This is a genomic window from Curtobacterium herbarum (assembly GCF_016907335.1).
Classification (GTDB): domain Bacteria; phylum Actinomycetota; class Actinomycetes; order Actinomycetales; family Microbacteriaceae; genus Curtobacterium; species Curtobacterium herbarum.
Window position 1 is genome coordinate 165,385 of record NZ_JAFBBT010000001.1, and the last position, 19,196, is coordinate 184,580.

Annotated in this window: 21 protein-coding genes; 15 read left to right on the forward strand and 6 right to left on the reverse strand. The window is 72.2% G+C overall.

Annotated elements, in window-relative coordinates; all coding sequences use genetic code 11:
* Positions 1-14: 14 nt before the first annotated feature.
* From JOD51_RS00885 to JOD51_RS00945, 13 genes are all read left to right on the forward strand, one after another.
* The gene (locus JOD51_RS00885; protein ID WP_204606642.1) at positions 15-803 is read left to right on the forward strand and encodes a DeoR/GlpR family DNA-binding transcription regulator; all 789 of its coding nucleotides are present in this window, start codon (positions 15-17) and stop codon (positions 801-803) included.
* Between the two features lie 271 nt (positions 804-1,074).
* Entirely contained in the window at positions 1,075-2,316 is a 1,242-nt protein-coding gene (locus tag JOD51_RS00890) for a Gfo/Idh/MocA family protein (RefSeq protein WP_204606643.1), read from the forward strand.
* Positions 2,313-3,623, forward strand: coding sequence for an ABC transporter substrate-binding protein (locus JOD51_RS00895; RefSeq protein ID WP_204606644.1), 1,311 nt, complete (start codon positions 2,313-2,315; stop codon positions 3,621-3,623). The genes JOD51_RS00890 and JOD51_RS00895 overlap by 4 nt, the downstream gene beginning before the upstream one ends.
* A 150-nt stretch (positions 3,624-3,773) precedes the next feature.
* Positions 3,774-4,724 carry a carbohydrate ABC transporter permease gene (locus tag JOD51_RS00900; protein WP_204606645.1) on the forward strand — a complete coding sequence of 317 codons (951 nt, stop codon included), beginning with the start codon at positions 3,774-3,776 and terminating at the stop codon, positions 4,722-4,724.
* Positions 4,721-5,629, forward strand: coding sequence for a carbohydrate ABC transporter permease (locus tag JOD51_RS00905; protein WP_239539745.1), 909 nt, complete (start codon positions 4,721-4,723; stop codon positions 5,627-5,629). Before JOD51_RS00900 ends, JOD51_RS00905 begins: the two co-directional genes overlap by 4 nt.
* On the forward strand, positions 5,626-6,432 hold the full coding sequence (locus JOD51_RS00910; RefSeq protein WP_204606646.1) for a hypothetical protein: 807 nt from the start codon (positions 5,626-5,628) through the stop codon (positions 6,430-6,432). Before JOD51_RS00905 ends, JOD51_RS00910 begins: the two co-directional genes overlap by 4 nt.
* Positions 6,429-6,623, forward strand: a complete 195-nt coding sequence (locus tag JOD51_RS00915) for a multidrug transporter (RefSeq protein ID WP_166780183.1) — start codon at positions 6,429-6,431, stop codon at positions 6,621-6,623. The genes JOD51_RS00910 and JOD51_RS00915 overlap by 4 nt, the downstream gene beginning before the upstream one ends.
* 94 nt (positions 6,624-6,717) lie before the next feature.
* Positions 6,718-8,403, forward strand: a complete 1,686-nt coding sequence (locus JOD51_RS00920; protein WP_204606647.1) for a bifunctional 3'-5' exonuclease/DNA polymerase — start codon at positions 6,718-6,720, stop codon at positions 8,401-8,403.
* A gap of 46 nt (positions 8,404-8,449) precedes the next feature.
* The gene (locus tag JOD51_RS00925; protein WP_204606648.1) at positions 8,450-9,304 is read left to right on the forward strand and encodes a phosphatase PAP2 family protein; all 855 of its coding nucleotides are present in this window, start codon (positions 8,450-8,452) and stop codon (positions 9,302-9,304) included.
* Between the two features lie 283 nt (positions 9,305-9,587).
* Complete coding sequence (locus JOD51_RS00930) at positions 9,588-11,201, forward strand: serine/threonine-protein kinase (RefSeq protein WP_204606649.1); 1,614 nt, start codon at positions 9,588-9,590, stop codon at positions 11,199-11,201.
* A 34-nt stretch (positions 11,202-11,235) separates the two neighbouring features.
* Positions 11,236-11,505 (forward strand): hypothetical protein, encoded by a 270-nt coding sequence (locus JOD51_RS00935; RefSeq protein WP_204606650.1) that lies wholly within the window; start codon positions 11,236-11,238, stop codon positions 11,503-11,505.
* A gap of 48 nt (positions 11,506-11,553) precedes the next feature.
* Positions 11,554-11,748 carry a hypothetical protein gene (locus JOD51_RS00940; RefSeq protein ID WP_204606651.1) on the forward strand — a complete coding sequence of 65 codons (195 nt, stop codon included), beginning with the start codon at positions 11,554-11,556 and terminating at the stop codon, positions 11,746-11,748.
* A 29-nt stretch (positions 11,749-11,777) separates the two neighbouring features.
* Positions 11,778-11,942: a hypothetical protein gene (locus tag JOD51_RS00945; protein ID WP_204606652.1), complete on the forward strand. Its 165-nt coding sequence runs from the start codon at positions 11,778-11,780 to the stop codon at positions 11,940-11,942.
* 103 nt (positions 11,943-12,045) lie between these two features.
* Here JOD51_RS00945 and JOD51_RS00950 read toward each other — a convergent pair whose 3' ends face one another.
* Entirely contained in the window at positions 12,046-12,984 is a 939-nt protein-coding gene (locus tag JOD51_RS00950) for an aldo/keto reductase (RefSeq protein ID WP_204606653.1), read from the reverse strand.
* A gap of 133 nt (positions 12,985-13,117) precedes the next feature.
* Positions 13,118-13,732, reverse strand: a complete 615-nt coding sequence (locus tag JOD51_RS00955; RefSeq protein ID WP_204606654.1) for a CG0192-related protein — start codon at positions 13,730-13,732, stop codon at positions 13,118-13,120.
* A 36-nt stretch (positions 13,733-13,768) separates the two neighbouring features.
* Here JOD51_RS00955 and JOD51_RS00960 point away from each other — a divergent pair, with 36 nt between their 5' ends.
* Positions 13,769-14,605 (forward strand): putative RNA methyltransferase, encoded by an 837-nt coding sequence (locus JOD51_RS00960; protein WP_204606655.1) that lies wholly within the window; start codon positions 13,769-13,771, stop codon positions 14,603-14,605.
* A 15-nt stretch (positions 14,606-14,620) separates the two neighbouring features.
* On the opposite strand, the gene JOD51_RS00965 is transcribed toward JOD51_RS00960, so the two are convergent.
* From JOD51_RS00965 to JOD51_RS00975, 3 genes are all read right to left on the reverse strand, one after another.
* Positions 14,621-15,541 (reverse strand): hypothetical protein, encoded by a 921-nt coding sequence (locus JOD51_RS00965; RefSeq protein ID WP_204606656.1) that lies wholly within the window; start codon positions 15,539-15,541, stop codon positions 14,621-14,623.
* 72 nt (positions 15,542-15,613) lie between these two features.
* Positions 15,614-16,324 carry a hypothetical protein gene (locus tag JOD51_RS00970; protein WP_204606657.1) on the reverse strand — a complete coding sequence of 237 codons (711 nt, stop codon included), beginning with the start codon at positions 16,322-16,324 and terminating at the stop codon, positions 15,614-15,616.
* Positions 16,325-16,375: 51 nt separating this feature from the next.
* Positions 16,376-16,795: a VOC family protein gene (locus JOD51_RS00975; protein ID WP_204606658.1), complete on the reverse strand. Its 420-nt coding sequence runs from the start codon at positions 16,793-16,795 to the stop codon at positions 16,376-16,378.
* A 99-nt stretch (positions 16,796-16,894) separates the two neighbouring features.
* Between JOD51_RS00975 and JOD51_RS00980 the strand changes: the two genes are divergently transcribed.
* The gene (locus JOD51_RS00980) at positions 16,895-17,872 is read left to right on the forward strand and encodes a helix-turn-helix transcriptional regulator (protein ID WP_204606659.1); all 978 of its coding nucleotides are present in this window, start codon (positions 16,895-16,897) and stop codon (positions 17,870-17,872) included.
* Here the strand turns inward: JOD51_RS00980 and JOD51_RS00985 are convergent.
* Positions 17,850-18,836: an Abi family protein gene (locus JOD51_RS00985; protein ID WP_259558127.1), complete on the reverse strand. Its 987-nt coding sequence runs from the start codon at positions 18,834-18,836 to the stop codon at positions 17,850-17,852. The genes JOD51_RS00980 and JOD51_RS00985 overlap by 23 nt on opposite strands.
* Positions 18,837-19,196: the final 360 nt, after the last annotated feature.

The following is a 19,196-nucleotide window of genomic DNA, read 5'->3' on the forward strand; positions in this document are numbered from 1 at the left end:
CGTAGGATGACGCCATGACCCCGCAGCAGAGGCTCAACGCCCTCCTCGAGTTGGTGAGTGACCGCGGCAACGTCTCGATCACCGAGATCGGGGACGCGCTCGGGATCTCCGCCGCCACCGCCCGCCGGGACCTCGCCACCCTGGCCGACCAACGCCTGGTCACCCGGACCCACGGGGGTGCCGCAGCCCTCGGCGCCGGGTACGAGCTGCCCCTGCAGTACAAGATCGCCCGGCAGGCCGAGGCGAAGACCGCGATCGCGCGGGCGACGGCGGCACTCGTGGCCCCGGGCGACACCGTCGGCCTGAACGGCGGGACCACGACGACCGAGGTCGCGCGGGAGCTCGGCAAGAGCGAGCGCTTCATCCGCGCGGACGGTGAGTACGGCATCACCATCGTCACGAACGCGCTGAACATCGGGTACGAGCTCTCCGTCCGGGCGAACGTGAAGATCGTCGTCACCGGCGGTGTCGCGCGTCGCCAGTCGTACGAGCTGATCGGGCCGCTGGTCCGGGACACGCTCGACGAGTTCGCCCTCGACGTGGTCGTGCTCGGGGTCGACGGTCTGACCGGGCAGTACGGCGCCACGACCATGCACGAGGGCGAGGCCGAGGTCAGCCGTCACTTCGCGTCGGTCGGGCGCCGGGTGATCGTCGTCGCCGACTCGACGAAGATCGAACGCTCGACCTTCGCCCGGATCTGCCCGCTCGACCGCATCGACGTGCTCGTCACGGACCGCGACGTCCCGGCGCCGTTCGCCGCGGACCTGGCCGCCGCCGGCGTCGAGCTCGTCGTCGCCGACTGACCGCACGACCCGCACGCTGGGCGGGGCGGCACGCGCGCTGCGCGGGGCGGCACCCGCCCTGCGCGGGGCAGTCCGCACGAGGCGTGCGTGCGAGCCACGTCGGGAGCCCAGCCGGCCTGGAGGGCGCACGCCGCGCCTCCCGTCCGGACCCGGGCACGTTACCGGCGTGTTAAACCCTCGCATCTCACTTCCGTGAGCGATCCGTGAGCGCATATTGTGCATTCATGATCGGTTTGGCATCATGGACGTCACAATCACGCAAGGGAGCGAGATGAGCATCACGAGCACGCGCACACTCCGAGTCGGCGTGGTCGGCATCGGCCAGCGGTCGTACATCGCGAACCACGTGGCCGCCGCCGGACTCGACGCCGACGGGGTCGACGCCCGGATCGTGGCCGCCGCCGACGTCACCGCCTCGGGACGCGAACGCGCCGCCGACGCCTGGCCGGACGCCACCGTGGTCGACGGCCACCGCGCACTGATCGGCACCGACGGCGCCCCGAACACGGTCGACGCGGCGATCGTCACCACCCCGGACTGGACCCACGCCGAGATCGCGATCGACCTGCTCCGTGCCGGCATCGCCGTCTACCTCGAGAAGCCCCTCGCCATCACGGTCGAGGACGCCGACGCGGTCCTCAACACCGCCGCCGAGACCGGCACCCCGCTCTACGTCGGCCACAACTTCCGGCACTCCGCCGTCGTGCGTCTGATGCGTGACGTGATCGCCCGCGGCGAGATCGGCGCGGTCAAGGCCGTCTGGGTCCGCCACTTCGTCGGCAACGGCGGCGACTACTACTTCAAGGACTGGCACGCCGACCGCAGCCGGGTGAACTCGCTCCTGCTGCAGAAGGCCAGCCACGACCTCGACGTCGTGCACGCCCTGGCCGGCGCCTACACCAGCCGCGTCGTCGGCATGGGATCGCTCTCCGTCTACGGGGACGTCACCGACCGCCGGGACCGCAGCGACGAGCTGATGACCGACTGGTTCTCGTTCGACAACTGGCCGCCCGCCGAGCAGACCGGCCTGAACCCCGTCGTCGACGTCGAGGACGTGTCGATGGTCATGATGACGCTCGAGAACGGCGTGCAGGCGAGCTACGAGCAGTGCCACTTCACGCCCGACTACTGGCGGAACTACACGGTCATCGGCACCCACGGGCGCCTCGAGAACATCGGCGACACCGGTGGTGGTGTGGTCAAGGTCTGGAACCACCGCCGCAACTGGGACGTCGCCGGGGACGTCGAGTACCCGATCGACGGCGTCGAGGACGGCCACGACGACGCCGACCTGCTCACGATGACCGAGTTCCTGCGGTCCGTCGCGTTCGGCGAACCGACCACCCTGTCCCCGGTCGCGGCACGCGCCGCCGTCGCCGCCGGGGCACTCGCCACCCGCTCGCTCCGCAACGGCTCCGTCCCCATCGACGTACCGCCCCTCCCCGAGGCCACCCTCCGCCACTTCGCGACCACTCCCGACCGCGATGACGTTCCCGAAAGGACCACCCGATGACCGCTCCGACCGCCCGCCCGGGCCACGGCCGCCGCCGCGCACTGCTCGGTCTCGCCGCCGCTGTCAGCGCCGTCGCGCTGCTCGCCGGCTGCAGCACCTCGTCCTCCGGCAGCTCCGGCGGTTCCGGCGACGTCGCGAAGGACACCAAGGCGAACCTGACGTACGCCGTCTGGGACCAGAACCAGGTGAAGGCGATCAAGGCCAACATCAAGGGCTTCAACGAGAAGTACCCCGACATCACGGTCGACGTCGACGTCACGCCGTACGCCAGCTACTTCACGAAGCTGCAGACGCAGGGCTCGAGCAACACGCTGCCCGACCTGTTCTGGATGAACGGCCCGAACTTCCAGCTGTACGCAGCCAACGGCAAGATCGCCCCGATCACGGACGAGGTCGAGTCCGGTGCGATCGACCCGGACAACTACTCGGACGCGCTCAACAAGCTCTACACGTACGACGGCACCCAGTACGGCGTCCCGAAGGACTTCGACACCATCGGCGTCTGGATGAACAAGGCCCTGTTCGAGAAGGCCGGCGTCCCCATGCCGTCGAAGGACTGGACCTGGGACGACTTCCAGAAGACCGGCGCCGAGCTCTCCGAGAAGCTGAAGAGCCAGGGCGCCTACGGGGCCGCCGCGGGCATGGACGGCCAGACCACCTACTACGACACGATCTTCCAGGCTGGCGGGTCCGTCATCGACGGCAAGCAGTCGGAGTACGACTCGAAGGCGACCGAGGAGGGGCTGGCCTACTGGGCCGACCTCATCAAGTCCGGCGCATCGCCCACGATGCAGCAGCTGACCGACACCACCGCCGACCAGTGGTTCACGTCCGGCAAGGTCGCGATGTACCAGGGCGGCAGCTGGTTCCGCTCCGCACTGATCGGCACCGACATCGAGAAGGACGTCGTCGCCTACCCGCTGCCCAAGGGCAAGGAGCAGGCCACGGTCATCCACGGCGTCTCGAACGTCGTCGCCGAGGCCTCGAAGAACAAGGCCGCGGCGCAGGCACTGCAGGCCTACATGGCCTCGAAGCCCGCCCAGCAGCAGCAGGGCGACATGGGTGCGATCATCCCCGCCTACACGGGGACGCAGGACGCCTTCACGAAGACCATGCCGGACGCCGACCTGCAGGTGTTCCTCGACGCTGTGAAGTACGCCAAGCCGCTGCCGGTGTCGAAGAACACCGCCGCGTGGAACACCCTCGAGACGAACCTGCTCCCGAGCGCCTTCGACGGTTCGAAGCCGGTCGACCAGGTCGCGAAGGACCTGGCGAAGAAGATGGACGCGGCACTCGCCAAGGAGTGACGGCGCCGGTCGACCGGTCGGGGCTGCCCTCGGCCGGTCGACCGTCCCGCGTTCCACCCGCCCCCGGTCACGCCGCGGGCGACGATCCAGCTCGCTGTGGCGCCCCACCCGCAGCACCCGATCCGACCGCCCTGGCCGAGGAGCGACCCGATGACGACCACCACCCAGCACCGTGACGCCGCGCAGGCGTCCCCGCCACCGACGACCCCGGACGCCCGCCGCCGCGGTGCGCCCCGCACCGACGGCTTCTGGCCGTGGCTGTTCGTCCTGCCGCTGCTCATCGGCGTCGGCACGTTCTTCATCTGGCCGATCCTGCAGACGTTCTACTACTCGTTCACGAGCTGGGGCGTCTTCGGCGGCTCGAGCCTCACCGGGCTGGCGAACTACACCCGCCTGATCGCCGACCCGCAGCTGTACCAGTCGCTGCTCAACACGATCATCTACACGGTGATCGTCCTGCTCGGCATCCCGATCGCGGTCTGGCTCGCCAGCCTCCTGAACACCCCGGGCCTGCGCTTCGCCCAGTTCTACCGCGTGCTGTTCTTCCTGCCCTACGTGGCGATGCCCGCTGCGATCGCGCTGGTCTGGCGCATCATGTTCAACGGTGACTTCGGCATCGTGAACTCGTTCCTCGGGCTGTTGGGCATCGCCGGCCCGTACTGGATCTCCACCCCGGGGTTCGCCCTCGTCGCGGTCTCGCTCGTCGGCCTGTGGTCGTCCCTCGGCTTCTCGATGATCATCCTCGGCGCCGGGCTCAAGGACATCCCGCCGGAGCTGTACGAAGCAGCCGAGCTCGACGGCGCGAGCCGGTGGCGGCAGTTCCGCTCGCTGACCGTGCCGCTGCTCAGCCCGAGCATCTTCTTCGTGCTCATCGTCACGACGATCTCGAGCTTCCAGCTGTTCGACCTGCTCTACGCGATCCTGGGCCCCCTCAACCCGGTGATCCCGAAGACGATGTCCCTCGTCTTCTACTTCTACAACTCCGGGTTCGTCGACGGTGACAAGGGCTTCGCGGCGGCGATCGCGATGGTGATCTTCCTGCTCATCGGCATCATCACGGTCATCCAGTTCCGGGTCCAGAAGAAGTGGGTGCAGTCATGACCGGCATCATCGAAGCGCACGGCAGCAAGCTGTCCGCTGCGACCACGGCCGCCAGCCGCACCCGTGCCCGTGGCCAGGTCCGGCCCGGTCGTCGCGGCGGCAGCCACTGGTGGATCCACGTGGTGCTCGGCGTCGGCGGGTTCGTGATGGCGTTCCCGTTCATCTGGCAGATCATCATGGCGCTGTCGACCAACGCGCAGGTGACGTCGCCCACGCCGGTGTTCTGGCCGGGCCAGCTGCAGTGGCAGAACTTCGCGCAGGTGTTCGAGCGGCTGCCCTTCCTGAGCCAGCTCGGCACGTCGATCTGGGTGACCCTGATCCGCACGGCCGCGCAGATCGTGCTCTGCACCCTGGCCGGGTACGCGTTCGCGCGGATGCGCTTCCGCGGCCGTGGACTCATCCTGGGGATCGTGCTGTCGATCCTGCTGGTGCCGTCGCAGGTGTACCTGATCTCGCAGTACCAGATCGTGCAGGGCCTCGGCTGGCTCGACACCCTGGCCGGCATCGTCGCACCGGGCCTGTTCAGCGCGTTCGGCACCTTCCTCATGCGGACCGCGTTCCTGAGCATGCCGGCCGAGCTCGAGGAGGCCGCGCGCATGGACGGCGCGAACCCGTTCCAGACGTTCTGGCGGATCATGCTGCCCCTGGCCCGGCCGTCGATGAGCGTGCTCGCGATCACCACGGTGCTCTGGTCGTGGAACGAGCTCCTCTGGCCCCTGGTGGTGTCCACCCGCGCCGGGGCCATGCCGCTGGCCGCCGGGCTCGCGACGCTCTCGAGCGACCGGACCGTGAACTACCCCGTGCTCATGGCCGCGAGCCTGATGGCGATGGCCCCGGTGCTCATCATGTTCATCGTGCTCCAGCGCCGGGTGATCGACGGGCTCGCGTCCTCGGGGCTCAAGTGAGTCCGGCGGACGTCGGCCGGGAGGCACGCCCCGACCCCGTCGCGCTCCTCACCGCCGCCGTCGGGCCTGGCGACGACCCCGCCGGGCTGGCCCCGGCGCTCGAGGCGGCCGTGCAGCACCACGGCCCGGCCTGCCGGGAGGCCGCGTTGCTCGCCGCGCTCCGCGCGGTACTGCCGGTCACCGAGCGGTGGCTCGTCGGCCACGGCTGCAGCCCGGAGGACGCCGCGGCGAGCGTCGCCGACGTGGACCGGAAGGTCGACCGCTACGGGCTCGACGGCACCGGGCTGGACTGGCTGGCGCAGGTGGCGACCGGACGCGTGGTGGCCGTGGGGCGCCTCCAGTTCGAGCGGGCCGCGCACCTGCCGGACGGGACGCCGGCGTGGGGCGTGCACGTGCCCGAGGTCGGGCCGCTCGACCCCGATGCGTGCGACCGCTCGTTCGCGGCCGCGCCCGCGGTGCTCCGACGGCTCGACCCGGACACGACGGTCGACACCTTCGTGTGCTCGTCCTGGTTGCTCGACCCCCAGGTGACCGCCGTCCTCGGGCCGACGTCGAACACGGCGCGGTTCGCGGCACGGTTCACGCTGCTGCCGGAGTCGGACGACCCCGACGAGGTCCACGAAGCGCACCACGAGGGTGACGAGTCGATGGCGAAGTTCGTCTTCGGCACCGACCTGGCCACCGCGCGGCAGGCCGACCCCGTCGGCCGACTGCAGCACGCGGTCCAGGACCGGTGGGCGGCCGGCGGGCACTGGTCCGAGCGCACCGGGACCGCGCCGGTCGGCGTACCGTTCCGGACATGAGCGCACCCGATCGAGACCACCTGGACGACGGCGTCGACATGACCTTCGAGGAGCGTCGACACGACACGTTCCGCCGGATGTCCGGGTCGGACGAGCACGACGAGGCACCCCGCGTCGAGGTCGAGCAGACCGAGTCCGGCGACGTGCGCATCGACGTCGCGGACAGCGCGGCGGTCCGACCGGGCGACTGATCCCGATCCTGCACCGGTACCGCCTGGCCGGCGGTCGTCCACCGCGCGGACCCCGCGTCCGCCGGTGACGGCGGCGCACGGCAGAATCGTCGGCGTGCACCTCGTCCTCGCCCGTGTCGACGGCGGCCTCACCGCGACGCCGCTGACGGACGCGGGCGCGCCGGACGGTCAGCCGACGCGCCTGGCCGAGTCGGCCCTCCGGGCCTTCGTCGCCGCGCACGACGGCCCCGGCGTCCGATGGGTCTGGTCCGACACCGCGCGCTGGTACCCGGCCGTGCTGGCGGCCGGCGGACGCGTGGCCCGCTGCGTCGACCTGCGCCTCGGCCACCGCCTGCTCCGCAGCGCCCTCGCCACCCGTGGGTCCGCGCTCGCCGAGGCCCCCGTCAGCGCGTGGGACGCGGCCGCCGCTCCGGAGGCCCGACCCGCCCCCGCCACGCAGGCCTCGCTCTTCGACGACGACCTGTTCACGGTCGCTGCGGCCGACGACGACCTCGACCCGGTCGCCGAACTGCGGGCGCAGCTCGACGCGGTGGCCGGCGCGACGGAGCCCGGTGCCCTGCGGCTGCTCCTCGCGGCGGAGTCCGCCGGCGCACTCGTCGCCGCCGAGATCAAGCACGCCGGACTGCCCTGGCGGTCGGACGTGCACGAGCAGCTGCTCGCCGACGCCCTCGGCCCACGGGTGCCGTACGGGGTGCGGCCGCGGAAGCTCGAGGAACTCGCCGTCGTCCTCCGCCAGCGACTCGACGACCCCGAGCTCAACCCCGACTCACCCGCCGACGTCCTGCGCTCCCTGCGGCGGGCCGGACTCGTCGTGGACAGCACCCGGAAGTGGGAACTCGAGCGGCTCGAGCACCCGGCGATCGAACCGCTGCTCGAGTACAAGCGCCTGTACCGACTGCTCACCGCCAACGGGTGGACGTGGCTCGACGAGTGGGTGCAGGACGGCCGGTTCCACCCGGAGTACGTCGTCGGCGGGGTCGTCACCGGACGCTGGGCGGCCAACGGCGGCGGCGCGCTGCAGCTGCCGAAGCAGGTGCGCGGCGCCGTGGTCGCCGACCCCGGGTGGGAGCTCGTCGTCGCGGACGCCGCACAGCTCGAGCCGCGGGTCCTCGCCGCGATGTCCGGCGACACCGACATGGCCGCGGCCGGGGACGGGCAGGACCTGTACGACGGGGTCGTGGCCTCGGGCGCGGTGCAGACCCGGCAGCAGGCGAAGATGGCGATGCTCGGCGCGATGTACGGCGCCACCCAGGGCGAGGGCGGTCGGTTCGTGCCACGGCTCGCCCGGGCCTTCCCGCGCGCCCTGGACCTGGTCGAGCAGGCGGCCCGGGCGGGCGAGCGCGGCGAACCCGTGACGACCCGGCTGGGGCGGACGTCGCCGGTGCCGGAGCAGTCCTGGTTCGAGGCCCGGAACCGGGCGTACTCGGTGGACGGCGCCCCGGCGATGCAGCGGGCCGTCGAGTCCCGGGCGCGCAGCTGGGGGCGGTTCACGCGGAACTTCGTGGTGCAGGGGACGGCTGCCGAGTGGGCGCTGTCCTGGATGGGCGGACTGCGCACCCGGCTGGCCGCGCGGACGGACGGACCGGTCACCGCGGGGCCGCACATGGTGTTCTTCGTGCACGACGAACTCGTGGTGCACGCGCCGGCCGCCGATGCCGAGTGGGTGGCCGAGCAGGTCCGGGCAGCGGCGGTCGACGCCGGACGGATCATGTTCGGCGGGTTCCCGGTCACCTTCCCGCTGACGGTCGCGGTGGTCCGGTCGTACGACCAGGCGAAGTAGCCACCCCGGCCGTCCCCGCACAGCCGCGGACGGGCAGGGTGGTCGGATGGATCAGCACCACGCCGACGGCCGCCCACCCACGGTCGGCCGCCCACCCGCGATCGGCGGGGTCGAGCGCGAGCGCGTCGACCGGACCCTCGGCGACGTCGACCTCACCCGCTGGCGCACCCGTGCCGGCCGGACGATCGCCGACTCGTGGGCTGCCCTCGGACGCCGCTTTGGAGCGCTGCCGCTGCTGCTCGTCACCCTGCTCGTCGGGATCGGCATCGCCGCGGTCGCGACCTGGGTGGCGTCCGAGGTCTACGACGCGGTCCGGGAGTCCGACGACGTCGCCGTGCTCGACCGGCCGGTGCTGGACTGGATGATCGCGCACCGCACCCCGGCGCTCGACCAGGGCGTCACGTGGTGGACCGACATCGCCGGCACCATCGGGATGCCGATCGTCGCCGTGCTGTTCCTGGTCGGCCTGACGATCCAGCGTCGGGCGTGGACACCGCTCGTGCTCCTCGTCGCCGCGAGTGCCGGCTCCCTCGCCATGACGATCGCGGGCAAGGACCTCATCGGCCGCGCCCGGCCGCCGCTGTCCGACGCCGTCCCGCCGTTCGAGCACTCGCCGTCGTTCCCGTCCGGGCACACCCTCAACGCGACCGTCGTCGTCGGCACCATCGTGTACCTGCTGCTCCTCCGGCAGAGCCGCGTCGTGACCCGGGTCTGGACGATCGTCGTCGGGACGCTGTTCGTGCTGTCCGTCGGGGCCTCGCGGGTGTTCCTCGGACACCACTGGACCACCGATGTGCTGGCGGCGTGGGCGCTCGGGCTGGCGTGGCTGGCGCTCGTCGTCACGGCGCACCGGCTGTACCTGACGGCGCTGCACCGGGGGGCGGAGCCGACTCCGTCGTGAGGACTTGAACGACACGATCGTGAGTTCAAGTTCCCGGCGATCGACTTGAACCCCGGTGCCTCTGGTTCAAGTAACTCGCTCGAAACTTGAACCGTGGAGGTCGGCATCCTCGACGAAGTCGAGCGGCAGGGTGTGCGGATGTTCCGCGCCACCGACGTGGTCCGTGTGACCACCCGACCGGTACGACGCACGGCGCGCTGACGGCGCTGCACCGGGGGCGGAGCCGACTCCGTCGTGACGCGGCTGCGCACCCTCGTCAGGTCGGCCCGGTAGGTTTCCCCGCATGGAAGAACGGCTGATCGGCGGCAGGTACCGGGTGACCGGGACCCTCGGACACGGCGGGATGGCGTCGGTGTACCGCGCTGTCGACGAGCAACTCGGACGCGAGGTCGCGGTCAAGCTCTTCCGCATCGGACCCGTCGACCACGGGGAGCGTGCGCGTGCCGAGGCCGAGATCCACGTGCTCGCCGGCCTTCGCAGCCCGAACCTCGTGACCCTGTTCGACGCCGCCCTCGACACCGACGACGGCGACTCGTTCCTCGTCATGGAGCTCGTCCCCGGCAGCGACCTCGCCACCCGTCTGCGCGAGGGTCCGCTCGACCCGACGACCACCGCCCGAGTGGGTGCGCAGGTCGCCGAGGGGCTGGCCGCCGTGCACGCGCAGGGCATCGTGCACCGGGACGTGAAGCCCGCGAACGTCCTCCTCGAGCAGGACGGCGAGCACGTCAAGCTCGCCGACTTCGGCATCGCCCTGCTCCGCGACGCCGCCCGGGTCACCGGCACCGGCACCGTCATCGGCACGGCCGCGTACCTGGCACCGGAGCAGGTCCTCGGTCAGGTCGTCACGGGCAAGGCGGACGTGTACGCGCTGGGTCTGATGCTCCTCGAGGCCCTGACCGGCAAGCAGGCGTTCCCGGGCAGCGCGGTCGAGGCCGCCACCGCCCGACTCGCCCGAGCGCCGGAGATCGACCAGCACCTGCCGACGGCATGGCGCACGCTGCTCCACGTCATGACGGCGCAGCACCCGGAGGACCGTCCGTCCGCCGCCGAGGCCGCGGCGCGTCTCCGCGCACTCGGTCGGGACGAGGTCGCGCCCGCCACGCAGCTCCTGCCGGGAGGCCCGGGGGCAGTCACCCGCGCCGCCGCCGGTGCCGGGGTGGCCGGTGCAGCCGCCGCCGCCGCTGGCGCCGACCCCGCGGACGCGGCGACGCGCGCGATGCCGGTGAGTGGGGCCTCCCGTCCGGACGACGCCACCCGGCGCCTGCCCACCCAGTCGCAACCGTCGCGGAGTGCGGACGACGACGTCGCGACCACGATCCTCGGCACACCGGGGGCCGCAGGTCCGGGTGCCGGCGGCGCCGGCGGTGGGCGCTCGGGCGGCACCGCCGCGCCGGCCCGGCCACTCGGTACGGACCCCGATGAGCCCCGGCGGAAGCGCTGGGTGGTGCCGTTGATCGTCCTGGCGGTCCTCGTGGTCGCCGGCATCGTCGTGGCGGCCCTCGCGTTCAACCGCGACGGCAGCAGCACGCCGAGCCCGACCGAGTCGACGCAACAGACCGCGCCGACCGACGACCAGCCGAGCTCGGAGCCGTCCGACGAGGCGAGCGAGCCCGCACAGCAGCCGAGCCAGCCGGCCGAGCAGCAGCCGTCCGAGCCGGCGCAGGAGCAGCCGTCCGAGGCGCCCTCGCAGCCGTCCGACGAGTCGAGCCAGCCCACCGAACAGGTGCCGACGACCGGGCCGGAGCCGGGCAACGACACGACGCTGCCCGTGCAGGACCCGCTCGACACCGGGGTCGACACGACCTCGAAGCAGGGCCCGGGTGCCGGCGGTGCTGGCGGGGGGACCGGTCCCGGCAGGTCCGGCGAAGCTCCGGGGCAGAACAAACCCGCAGGCTGACCTGCTGTTCACCTCGGCGGAGCACACTCGAGCCATGTCGATGAGCGCACCGTTCGATCCTCAGCAGCCGGGCAGCGACGTCCCCGTGGACGGCTCCGACCAGGACGAACTCGAGGTGGAGGAGTCGCGCGGGGCCGCCTCCGGCTCCGAGCCGTCCGGGGCTGACGTCACCGGAGCGGACGCCACCGGCGACCCGGCGGACTCCCCGGTCCGGCACGACGACGAGGACGAAGCCGGCGGCGGCCCGGTGTTCCGGCGCCCGCAGCCAGGCGACCGGTTGCACGCGGACGACCTCGACGGCTAGACAGGCGACGTTGCGGGGACTCCCGGGTCTGCCGTGCATGCTCGTCGGATGTCCATGAGCAGCGCGTTCGACCCGTCGAAGGGTCTCGCCATCCCCGAGGAGCAGATCAGCGACGACGGGCTCGAGCTCGACGAGGACCCGGCAGCGCTCGGGATCCAGTTCGAGGTCGTGTCCGGCGGCACGGCGGACCCTGCGGCGGCTCTGCCACCGCGGGAGCCGGGCGAGGAAGACTCGATTTCCTGAGTCGGCCCCGCGTTCTGTAGCGTCGCGGCATGGCCACGGTGAACAGCGATGCGGGATCTGCAGCCCTCGTGTGGGCGCGAGTCGCGACGGACGCCGGCGGGCGGATCGAGCTCGACGACCTCATCGCCGCTCTGGGTCTGTCCCGCAGCGATCTCGAGCGTGAGCTGGAGGCCGAGTGCCTGGGCGGCCGGTAGTCCGCACTGACACCACCAGCCCGAATTGACCGCAGCCCCGCACCGAACACGATGCAGGGCTGCGAGCCCAGGCAGGGTCGTCCGACCGGGTCGTGACTGACCGTCAGGGGACGGTGTGCCCCGCCGCCGTGAGCACGCGGTACCACTCCTCGCGGGACAGCTCGACGTCGGATCCGGCGGCCGAGTCCCGCACGCGCTGCGGGTTCGTCGTGCCGAGGACGACCTGGAAGTGCGCGGGGTGCCGGGTGATCCACGCCACGGCGATCCCGGTCGGGGTGACGCCGTGGGCGGAGGCGAGCTCCTCGAGGACGTCGTTCAGCTCCGCGTACTGCTCGCGGTCGCCCAGGAAGACGCCGTCGAAGAAGCCCTTCTGGAACGGCGACCAGGCCTGCAGCGTCACGTCGTTCAGCCGCGAGTAGTTCAGGATGTCGTTGTCCCGGTCGACTGCCTGGTCGAGGCCGCCCATGTTCGCCACGAGGCCCTGCGTGATGACGTTCGCGTGCGTGATGCTCAGCTGCACCTGGTTGAACGCGAGCGGCTGCTGCACGGACTTCTTGAGCAGCTCGACCTGCCCCGGGGTGTGGTTCGAGACGCCGAAGTGGTGCACCTTGCCGGCCGCGTGCAGTTCGTCGAAGGCCTTGGCGACCTCCTCCGGCTCCACGAGGGCGTCGGGGCGGTGCAGCAGCAGGACGTCGATGTAGTCGGTGCGGAGCGCGGCGAGCGACTCCTCGACCGAGGACAGGATGTGCTCGTACGAGAAGTCGAAGTACGCGCCGCCCGCCGTCGGCCGGATGCCGACCTTGGTCTGCAGCACGATCTCGGCGCGCTCCGCCGGGGTCAGCGCGACCGCGGCGGCGAACCGCTCCTCGCAGCCGTGCCAGCCGCCGTACACGGCGGCGTGGTCGAACATCGTCACACCGGCGTCGCGGGAGGCGGCGTACAGCGACCGGATGTCCTCGTCGCTCATGTCGTTGATCCGCATCAGGCCGACGACGACGTCGGATGCGGTGAGGTCCGTCTGTGGCAACTCCAGTGTCTTCACCCGACCGATCCTGCCAGTGGGCACCCGTGCGAGCCAGGCACTGGCCGTACCCGCCAGCGCAGGGCGGACTGCCCCGCCAGCGCAGGATGGACTGCCCCGCCAGCGCGCGGTGGACTGCCCGGCGGCAGCCCGTCTACGGCAGCAGTACCGCCACGACCGCCGAGTGCTCGGTGCCCCAGCCGGCCGTCAGGGTCGCCCCGGCGGGGACGTCGCTGCCGAGCACCCGCAGCACGGCGAGCGTCCCGTGGTCGGTCGTGACGGTGGTGACCACGCCGTCGGCGCGGGCTTCGACGCCGGTGACGGTCGGGGACGCCGGGTCGGTGCCGCTGCCGATGGCCCGACCCTCCTTCTCGAGGGTGCCCGGCCCGGAGGCCCGCTCGAGCTCCGCCTCGTGGCCGCCGGTGGCGATCGCCCGCCGCAGGACGTCGGCGTACACCGGGTCGCCGACGGCGTCGTAGATCCAGCGGTGGCCGAGGACCGAGTGCTCCATCTCGGTGACGAGGAACGCCTCGGCGCCGACGAGCGGAGCGCCCCGGTAGGTCAGCGGTACGTGCAGCACCGGGCCGTCGCCGGCGCGGACGAGGTACGTCTCGACGCCGACCTCGCCGTCCGGGTCGTCGAACCGGAAGCGGCCGGCCTGCTCGACCGTGGTTCCGGCGGCGACTCCGCTCCACGGCTGTCCGGGCAGCCAGGCGCTGATCGCGTCGAGCTTGGCGGGGATGAGGGTCGCTTTGTGGATGACGGCCATGACGGCAACCTACCGGCACGCCCGTACCCTGGACCGGTGCGTGACGACCTGCTGCCCGTGCTCGCGTGCCCGGTGTGCGCCGAGCCGCTCGTCCGCACCGCCCCGGGCCAGGCGGGCTGTGGGAACGGACACCGGTACGACGAGGCGAAGCAGGGCCACCTGACGCTCCTGCCCGCCAAGCGTCGGGCACTGACCGCGGACACCCCGGCGATGGTCGACGCGCGACTGCGCTTCCTCGGGCGCGGGCACTACGCGCCGGTCGAGCGGGCGCTCACGCGCGCGGTCGCGGACGCGACCGCACCCGGAGTGGTCCTCGACGTCGGTTCCGGCCCCGGCACCTACCTCGCCCACACCCTCGACGGTGCCGGCGACGACACCGCCGCCGGTCCGGCCGGGAGGCTCGGGGTCGCCCTGGACCTGTCGGCCGTCGCCGTCCGCCGCGCGGCTCGCATCCACGCGCACGTCGGTGCCGTCGTCGGGGACGTGACCGAGCGCCTCCCGGTCGTCGACCGTGCCGCAGCTGTCGTGCTCGACGTCTTCGCACCCCGCAACCAGCACGAGTACGCACGGGTGCTGCACCCGGAGGGTGTGCTCGTCGTCGTCACGCCCCGGGCCGGCCACCTGGCGGAGCTCGCGGCGGCGACGATCAGCGTCGACCCCGAGAAGGAGCGGCGCCTGCACGACAGCCTGACTCCGGCGTTCACGCTGCGCTCGAGCGAGGACCTGACCTGGACGATGGCGTTGACCGCGGAGGACGTGCACGACGTCGTGCACATGGGGCCGAGCCACCACCACGTGGCACCGGACACCGTGTTCGCACCGGAGACGGTGACCGCAGCGGTGACCGTCAGCACCTGGGTGCCCACGGCCTGAGGCATCCGCGGGCGGTCAGGCGGACGAAGTCGATCCTTGCCGCTGCCGGGGGTGGCGTCCGACCCGGGCATCGTACAGCCGGCGCGCGACGAAGCCGAGGCCGGTGCCCGCCATGCCCGCGGTCACGGACACGGGCAGCCCGTGCACGCCGACCGCACCCCAGGCGTTGAACAGGATGCCCCACTGCGCGGCGACGAACGGCGCCCCGCCCACGGCGTACCGGCTCTCCGTCATCCCGCTCCACCATCCGGTCGGCACCGCCCACGCCAGGGCCAGCGTGACGAGCAGCAGCCACGTGGGCAGCGTGCTGGGCGCCCGGAGCACGAAGAACAGCAGGGAGAAGACGAGCAGCCCAACGCTGGCCACCCCCGACGACACGAGTGCCGGCCGTTCCGACCGGGTGATCGGAGCCGGGCGTCGTGGACGGCTCCGGTCGACGAGCTGCTGCTGTGGCCACGGGGGCGCGGACCGACGCCGTCGGCCGACCAGGATCCATCGGACCTGGATGCCGACCATCCACCCCGCGACCATGCCGACGGTGCCTGCGGACAGCGCCCCGGGGACAGCCGGTCCGAACGTCAGCGCGCCGACGAAGTAGCTCACGACGACGACGGGGATCCCGATGAGCGGCGGGGCGGCGGCCACCACCAGGGCACCCCAGGCGACACCGCCGGCGATCCCGGTCAGCGCGACGGGGAGCCCGGCCACACCGAGGTCGCCGGGGTCGGCTGCGCTGCCGTAGAGCAAGCCGGAGGCGACGGCGAGCAGCGCTACCCACCACCCCAGCAGGGGGACGGTCCGCCCGCGCCAGTCCATCTGCAGCCGGAGCACGCGTCGCAGCTCGCGCCGCTTCCGGAGCTTCCGCGCCCGAGCCTTCCGCGCCCGTGCGAGTTCCTGCTCGGGTCCTGGTCCCACCGTGGCTCCCGTTTCCCCCATGTCACCAGCATGCCGGTCCGTGCGCTCTCGGGGTCGTCGGTCAGTACCCCGGCGCGTCAGTACCCCGGCGCGTCAGTACTTCGGCGCGTCCGGCCCCGGAGCCTCGGGCGTGGGCCACGGCTCCGCCGGTCCCCGTCGCGCCGGCCAGCCCTGTGCCGGTGCCGGCGCGCCGGCTGCCGGCCAGTTCGGCGCCGGGGTGGCTGCGCCCGCGTAGGCGATCCACGCCCACGGCGCGCGCTGGGCCAGCCAGGCCTCGAGGTCGGGGTACCCGATCGCGATCGACACCGTGTCGAACAGCACGGCACCGTTCGGGTCCCGCGCCTGGATCCCGCCGTACGGGCCGGTCCAGGGGCGGATCGACGCGATGGTGGTGTGGTGGACCTCGCGTTCGACCCGGAAGCCCTTCCGCACGACCAGACGGTCCGGCAGCGCGTCGATCCGCGTCCGGGCCAGGGCTCCGGCGAGCAGGACGAACGCGACCCCGGCGAGCAGGGCGACGGCGCCCGCGATGCCCATCGGCAGCGCGTCCGTCTCGTCCGAGGTACCGGCCGCACCGAGCAGCAGCACACCGCCGACCACGATCACCAGGATGCCGATCGTGCGCAGGATCACACGCTGCCACCGTCTCGGCCGCACGGTGAACAGTGCGTCCGCTGCTGCTCCGGCGAGCACACGCTGGTGCTTCCGCTTCCGGTCCCCCCGACGGATGGCCGACGTCACGACCACCGGGACGACGGCGGCGAGGACGAAGGCGATGGTCACGGAGGTGATCGTGGTCCCCATGCGGTCAGCGTACGGACCGGCGGCGGTCGCGTCCGCCGCCGGTCGGTCCGCTCAGGCCTGCTGCGCCGGCACGTCGAGCGCCCACACGACGCCGAACCGGTCGCGGAGCTGCCCGGCGAGCGGCGACCACGCCGACGCACCGAGCGGCTGCCGGACCTCCGCACCCTCCTGCAGGCCGGCCCACACCGCGCGGATCTCGTCCTCGTCCGTCCCCAGCAGGTAGACGTACGCGCTGTTCGTGCCCTGGTCGTAGGGCTGCCCGGGCCACACGTCGAACGCCATCACGCGGACGCCGCTCGCCGAGGTCACCTGGCCCCAGACGACCCGGTCCGCCCAGGCCGGGTCCGCGACGGCGCCGCTCTGCCCGTACGTCACGACGACCGGCTCGGTGCCGAGGGCAGCGCCCCAGAACGCCAGCGCCGCAGCGGCCTGTCCGTCGAAGTTCACGTGGGGGATGGTGGTGATGGTCATGTCGACTCCTCGTCCGCGAGGACCGGTCGTCCTCGTCGTGAGGAGCATCGCGGCAGATGCGGTCAGATCCTGTCCGCTCCTGATGACATGCTCGGATGCATGCCCGCCCCGTCCTCCCGACTGCTCTCCCTGCTGTCCCTGCTGCAGGTGCGCCGCGAGTGGTCCGGCCCCGACCTGGCCGGGAGACTCGACGTCAGCCCCCGCACGGTCCGGCGGGACGTCGACCGACTCCGGGAGCTGGGGTACCGGGTCGACGCGCTCCGTGGACCCGCCGGCGGCTACCGGCTGGCCGCAGGGTCGGACCTGCCGCCGCTGCTCTTCGACGACGACCAGGCGATCGCCCTCGCCCTCGCGCTCGCCGTCGCACCGGCCTCGGGCGCGGACATCGCCGAGGCGGCCGCCCGCGCCCTGACGACGGTCCGGCAGGTGTTGCCGTCCCGGTTGCGCCACCGCCTCGACGCCGTCCAGGTGGTCACCACACCCGGTTCGGTCGTCGTCGACCCGGGTGTCCTCGTCGCCGTGAGCGAGGCCGTCCGGACCCGCACGGTCCTCCGGTTCGGGTACGCGTCCGTCTGGCCGCCGGGAGCGGAGGACGACCGCCCACCCCGCCGTGTCGAACCACACGCCCTCCTCGCGCGGGACGGCCGCTGGTACCTGCTCGCCTGGGACACCGACGCGGGGGACTGGCGCACCTACCGGGTGGACCGGATCCTGCCGAAGGTGCCCACGGGCCTCCCGTTCGTCCCACGGGACGTCCCGGGTGGCGACCCGGCAGCGTTCGTCGCGGCCCGCTTCCGGGGCGCCGGGCCGTCCGGCGACGGGCCCGCCTGGCCGTGCGTCGGTACCGCCGTGCTGCAGGTGGACGCGCGCACGATCGCGCCGTACCTCACCGAGGATGCCGTCCTGGAGGCCCTCCACGACGACACCTGTCGTCTCACCACCGGCTCGTGGTCGTGGCCAGCCCTCGCGGCGCTGTTCGCCGGCTTCGACGCCGACTTCGTCGTCACCGGCCCCGATGCCCTGCGGGACGCGGTGCAGCAGGTGGCCGACCGTCTCAACGCCGCTGGTCGACCGTGAATCCGCTCCAGGAGGAGCCTTCGCCGTTGCGACGCGGTCTCGTCCACAGCGGCCCGTCGAGCCAGCCCGGCGCGACGCCGATCGCCGCAACGGTCAGCCCGCCGCTCGCAGGGAACGTCCGCAACAGACCGGCGGTGCGTTCTGGCCAACCATCGCAGCCTCGTAACCCATGGAGCAGGTACGCCATGACCGCCAGCGCGTTGTAGACGCCGAACACCTTCGGCGCCTCGTCGGAGAGGTGTGCCAGGAGTGGTACCGTCGCACCCGGCGGGCGCTTCGGCGCAGCGACGAGTTTCCGGTTGAACAACCGCGCGTGGTGCGCCGCGACGTTCCGGACGTAGTTGACCGACGCGAGCCAACTCTGCATCAGACGTTTGGTCGGGACACCGAACGACGTCGCGATCTCGGTCGCCACGTCGTTCCGGAGACCTGCGTACAGGCGAGTGACATGCCCGAGTTCGAGGATCTCGGTGAGCGCCCAGATCGGCATCCGACCGTCGTACTTCTCCGCGAAGTGGGCGACGAAGGCCTCGTCGGAGTCGGCGCGTCGTTGACCGACCCGGGCTGACCATGCTCGGTGCCGACTCATGCCATGCGCATCCGGAGTCGTGAACGCCGTCGTGAACAATGCGGGGTCTTCGTGCGCGAAGGCCGACCACCGGCCCAGCGTGTGACCCATCCGAGTCCGGACCGCCACCTCGATCCGTTCCACACCCTCGAGGACCAGGAGACGGAGGTCCTGATCGAACTCCATGAGCGCCACGCCGTCAGTGAAGCGGGTACCCGGCCGGTACCGCTCGCCACTCTCCACGTCGCCCTCGCTCGCCGCCGCTGTGGCCTGGCGGAACGGATGGAGGTAGCCCGTGAGCCGGTAGTACCCCACCTCGCCCAGTACCGCAGCCGCCTCGGCGTCGTCGGGAACCTCGAGCCCTCGGGCCCGCAACCGAGCGATCTGCTCGTCCACCGACAGCCACGGTTTCGCGTACTCCACCAACACCTCCAGGCTCCCCGAGCACCTCCGTCGACCCGGCGAAAGGCAAAGAAAATCGGCCCGAGCCGTGAGGCGAGCGGGCCGATCGTGATGGACAAAGGCTAGCAGGACCCGAGTGCCGGGCGGAAGGGATGACGGCAGCCGTTAGTGCGGTGCACGTGTCGCACACGGGGCCGTGAGGGAACCGTTAGGACCGTCGGTCGCGACCCCGACCGGAGACACCATCGGACTGCACCCCAACCGGTGCGGTCCACGGCAGCTGCCGCGGGCACCTCGATCTCCAGGAGTCCCACGTGTTCGACGTCTTCGTCGTCGCCGGTGTCCTCGCCGTGT

Excerpts from the sequence above, each read along its gene's own strand:
- JOD51_RS00895 (WP_204606644.1), top strand. The coding sequence starts at position 2,313 with ATGACCGCTCCGACCGCCCGCCCGGGCCACGGCCGCCGCCGCGCACTG.
- JOD51_RS00945 (WP_204606652.1), top strand. The coding sequence starts at position 11,778 with ATGGCCACGGTGAACAGCGATGCGGGATCTGCAGCCCTCGTGTGGGCG.
- JOD51_RS00970 (WP_204606657.1), bottom strand. The coding sequence starts at position 16,324 with ATGGGGACCACGATCACCTCCGTGACCATCGCCTTCGTCCTCGCCGCC.
- JOD51_RS00930 (WP_204606649.1), top strand. The coding sequence starts at position 9,588 with ATGGAAGAACGGCTGATCGGCGGCAGGTACCGGGTGACCGGGACCCTC.
- JOD51_RS00980 (WP_204606659.1), top strand. The coding sequence starts at position 16,895 with ATGCCCGCCCCGTCCTCCCGACTGCTCTCCCTGCTGTCCCTGCTGCAG.
- JOD51_RS00965 (WP_204606656.1), bottom strand. The coding sequence starts at position 15,541 with ATGGGGGAAACGGGAGCCACGGTGGGACCAGGACCCGAGCAGGAACTC.
- JOD51_RS00900 (WP_204606645.1), top strand. The coding sequence starts at position 3,774 with ATGACGACCACCACCCAGCACCGTGACGCCGCGCAGGCGTCCCCGCCA.
- JOD51_RS00905 (WP_239539745.1), top strand. The coding sequence starts at position 4,721 with ATGACCGGCATCATCGAAGCGCACGGCAGCAAGCTGTCCGCTGCGACC.
- JOD51_RS00975 (WP_204606658.1), bottom strand. The coding sequence starts at position 16,795 with ATGACCATCACCACCATCCCCCACGTGAACTTCGACGGACAGGCCGCT.
- JOD51_RS00935 (WP_204606650.1), top strand. The coding sequence starts at position 11,236 with ATGTCGATGAGCGCACCGTTCGATCCTCAGCAGCCGGGCAGCGACGTC.
- JOD51_RS00890 (WP_204606643.1), top strand. The coding sequence starts at position 1,075 with ATGAGCATCACGAGCACGCGCACACTCCGAGTCGGCGTGGTCGGCATC.
- JOD51_RS00915 (WP_166780183.1), top strand. The coding sequence starts at position 6,429 with ATGAGCGCACCCGATCGAGACCACCTGGACGACGGCGTCGACATGACC.
- JOD51_RS00955 (WP_204606654.1), bottom strand. The coding sequence starts at position 13,732 with ATGGCCGTCATCCACAAAGCGACCCTCATCCCCGCCAAGCTCGACGCG.
- JOD51_RS00925 (WP_204606648.1), top strand. The coding sequence starts at position 8,450 with ATGGATCAGCACCACGCCGACGGCCGCCCACCCACGGTCGGCCGCCCA.
- JOD51_RS00940 (WP_204606651.1), top strand. The coding sequence starts at position 11,554 with ATGTCCATGAGCAGCGCGTTCGACCCGTCGAAGGGTCTCGCCATCCCC.
- JOD51_RS00885 (WP_204606642.1), top strand. The coding sequence starts at position 15 with ATGACCCCGCAGCAGAGGCTCAACGCCCTCCTCGAGTTGGTGAGTGAC.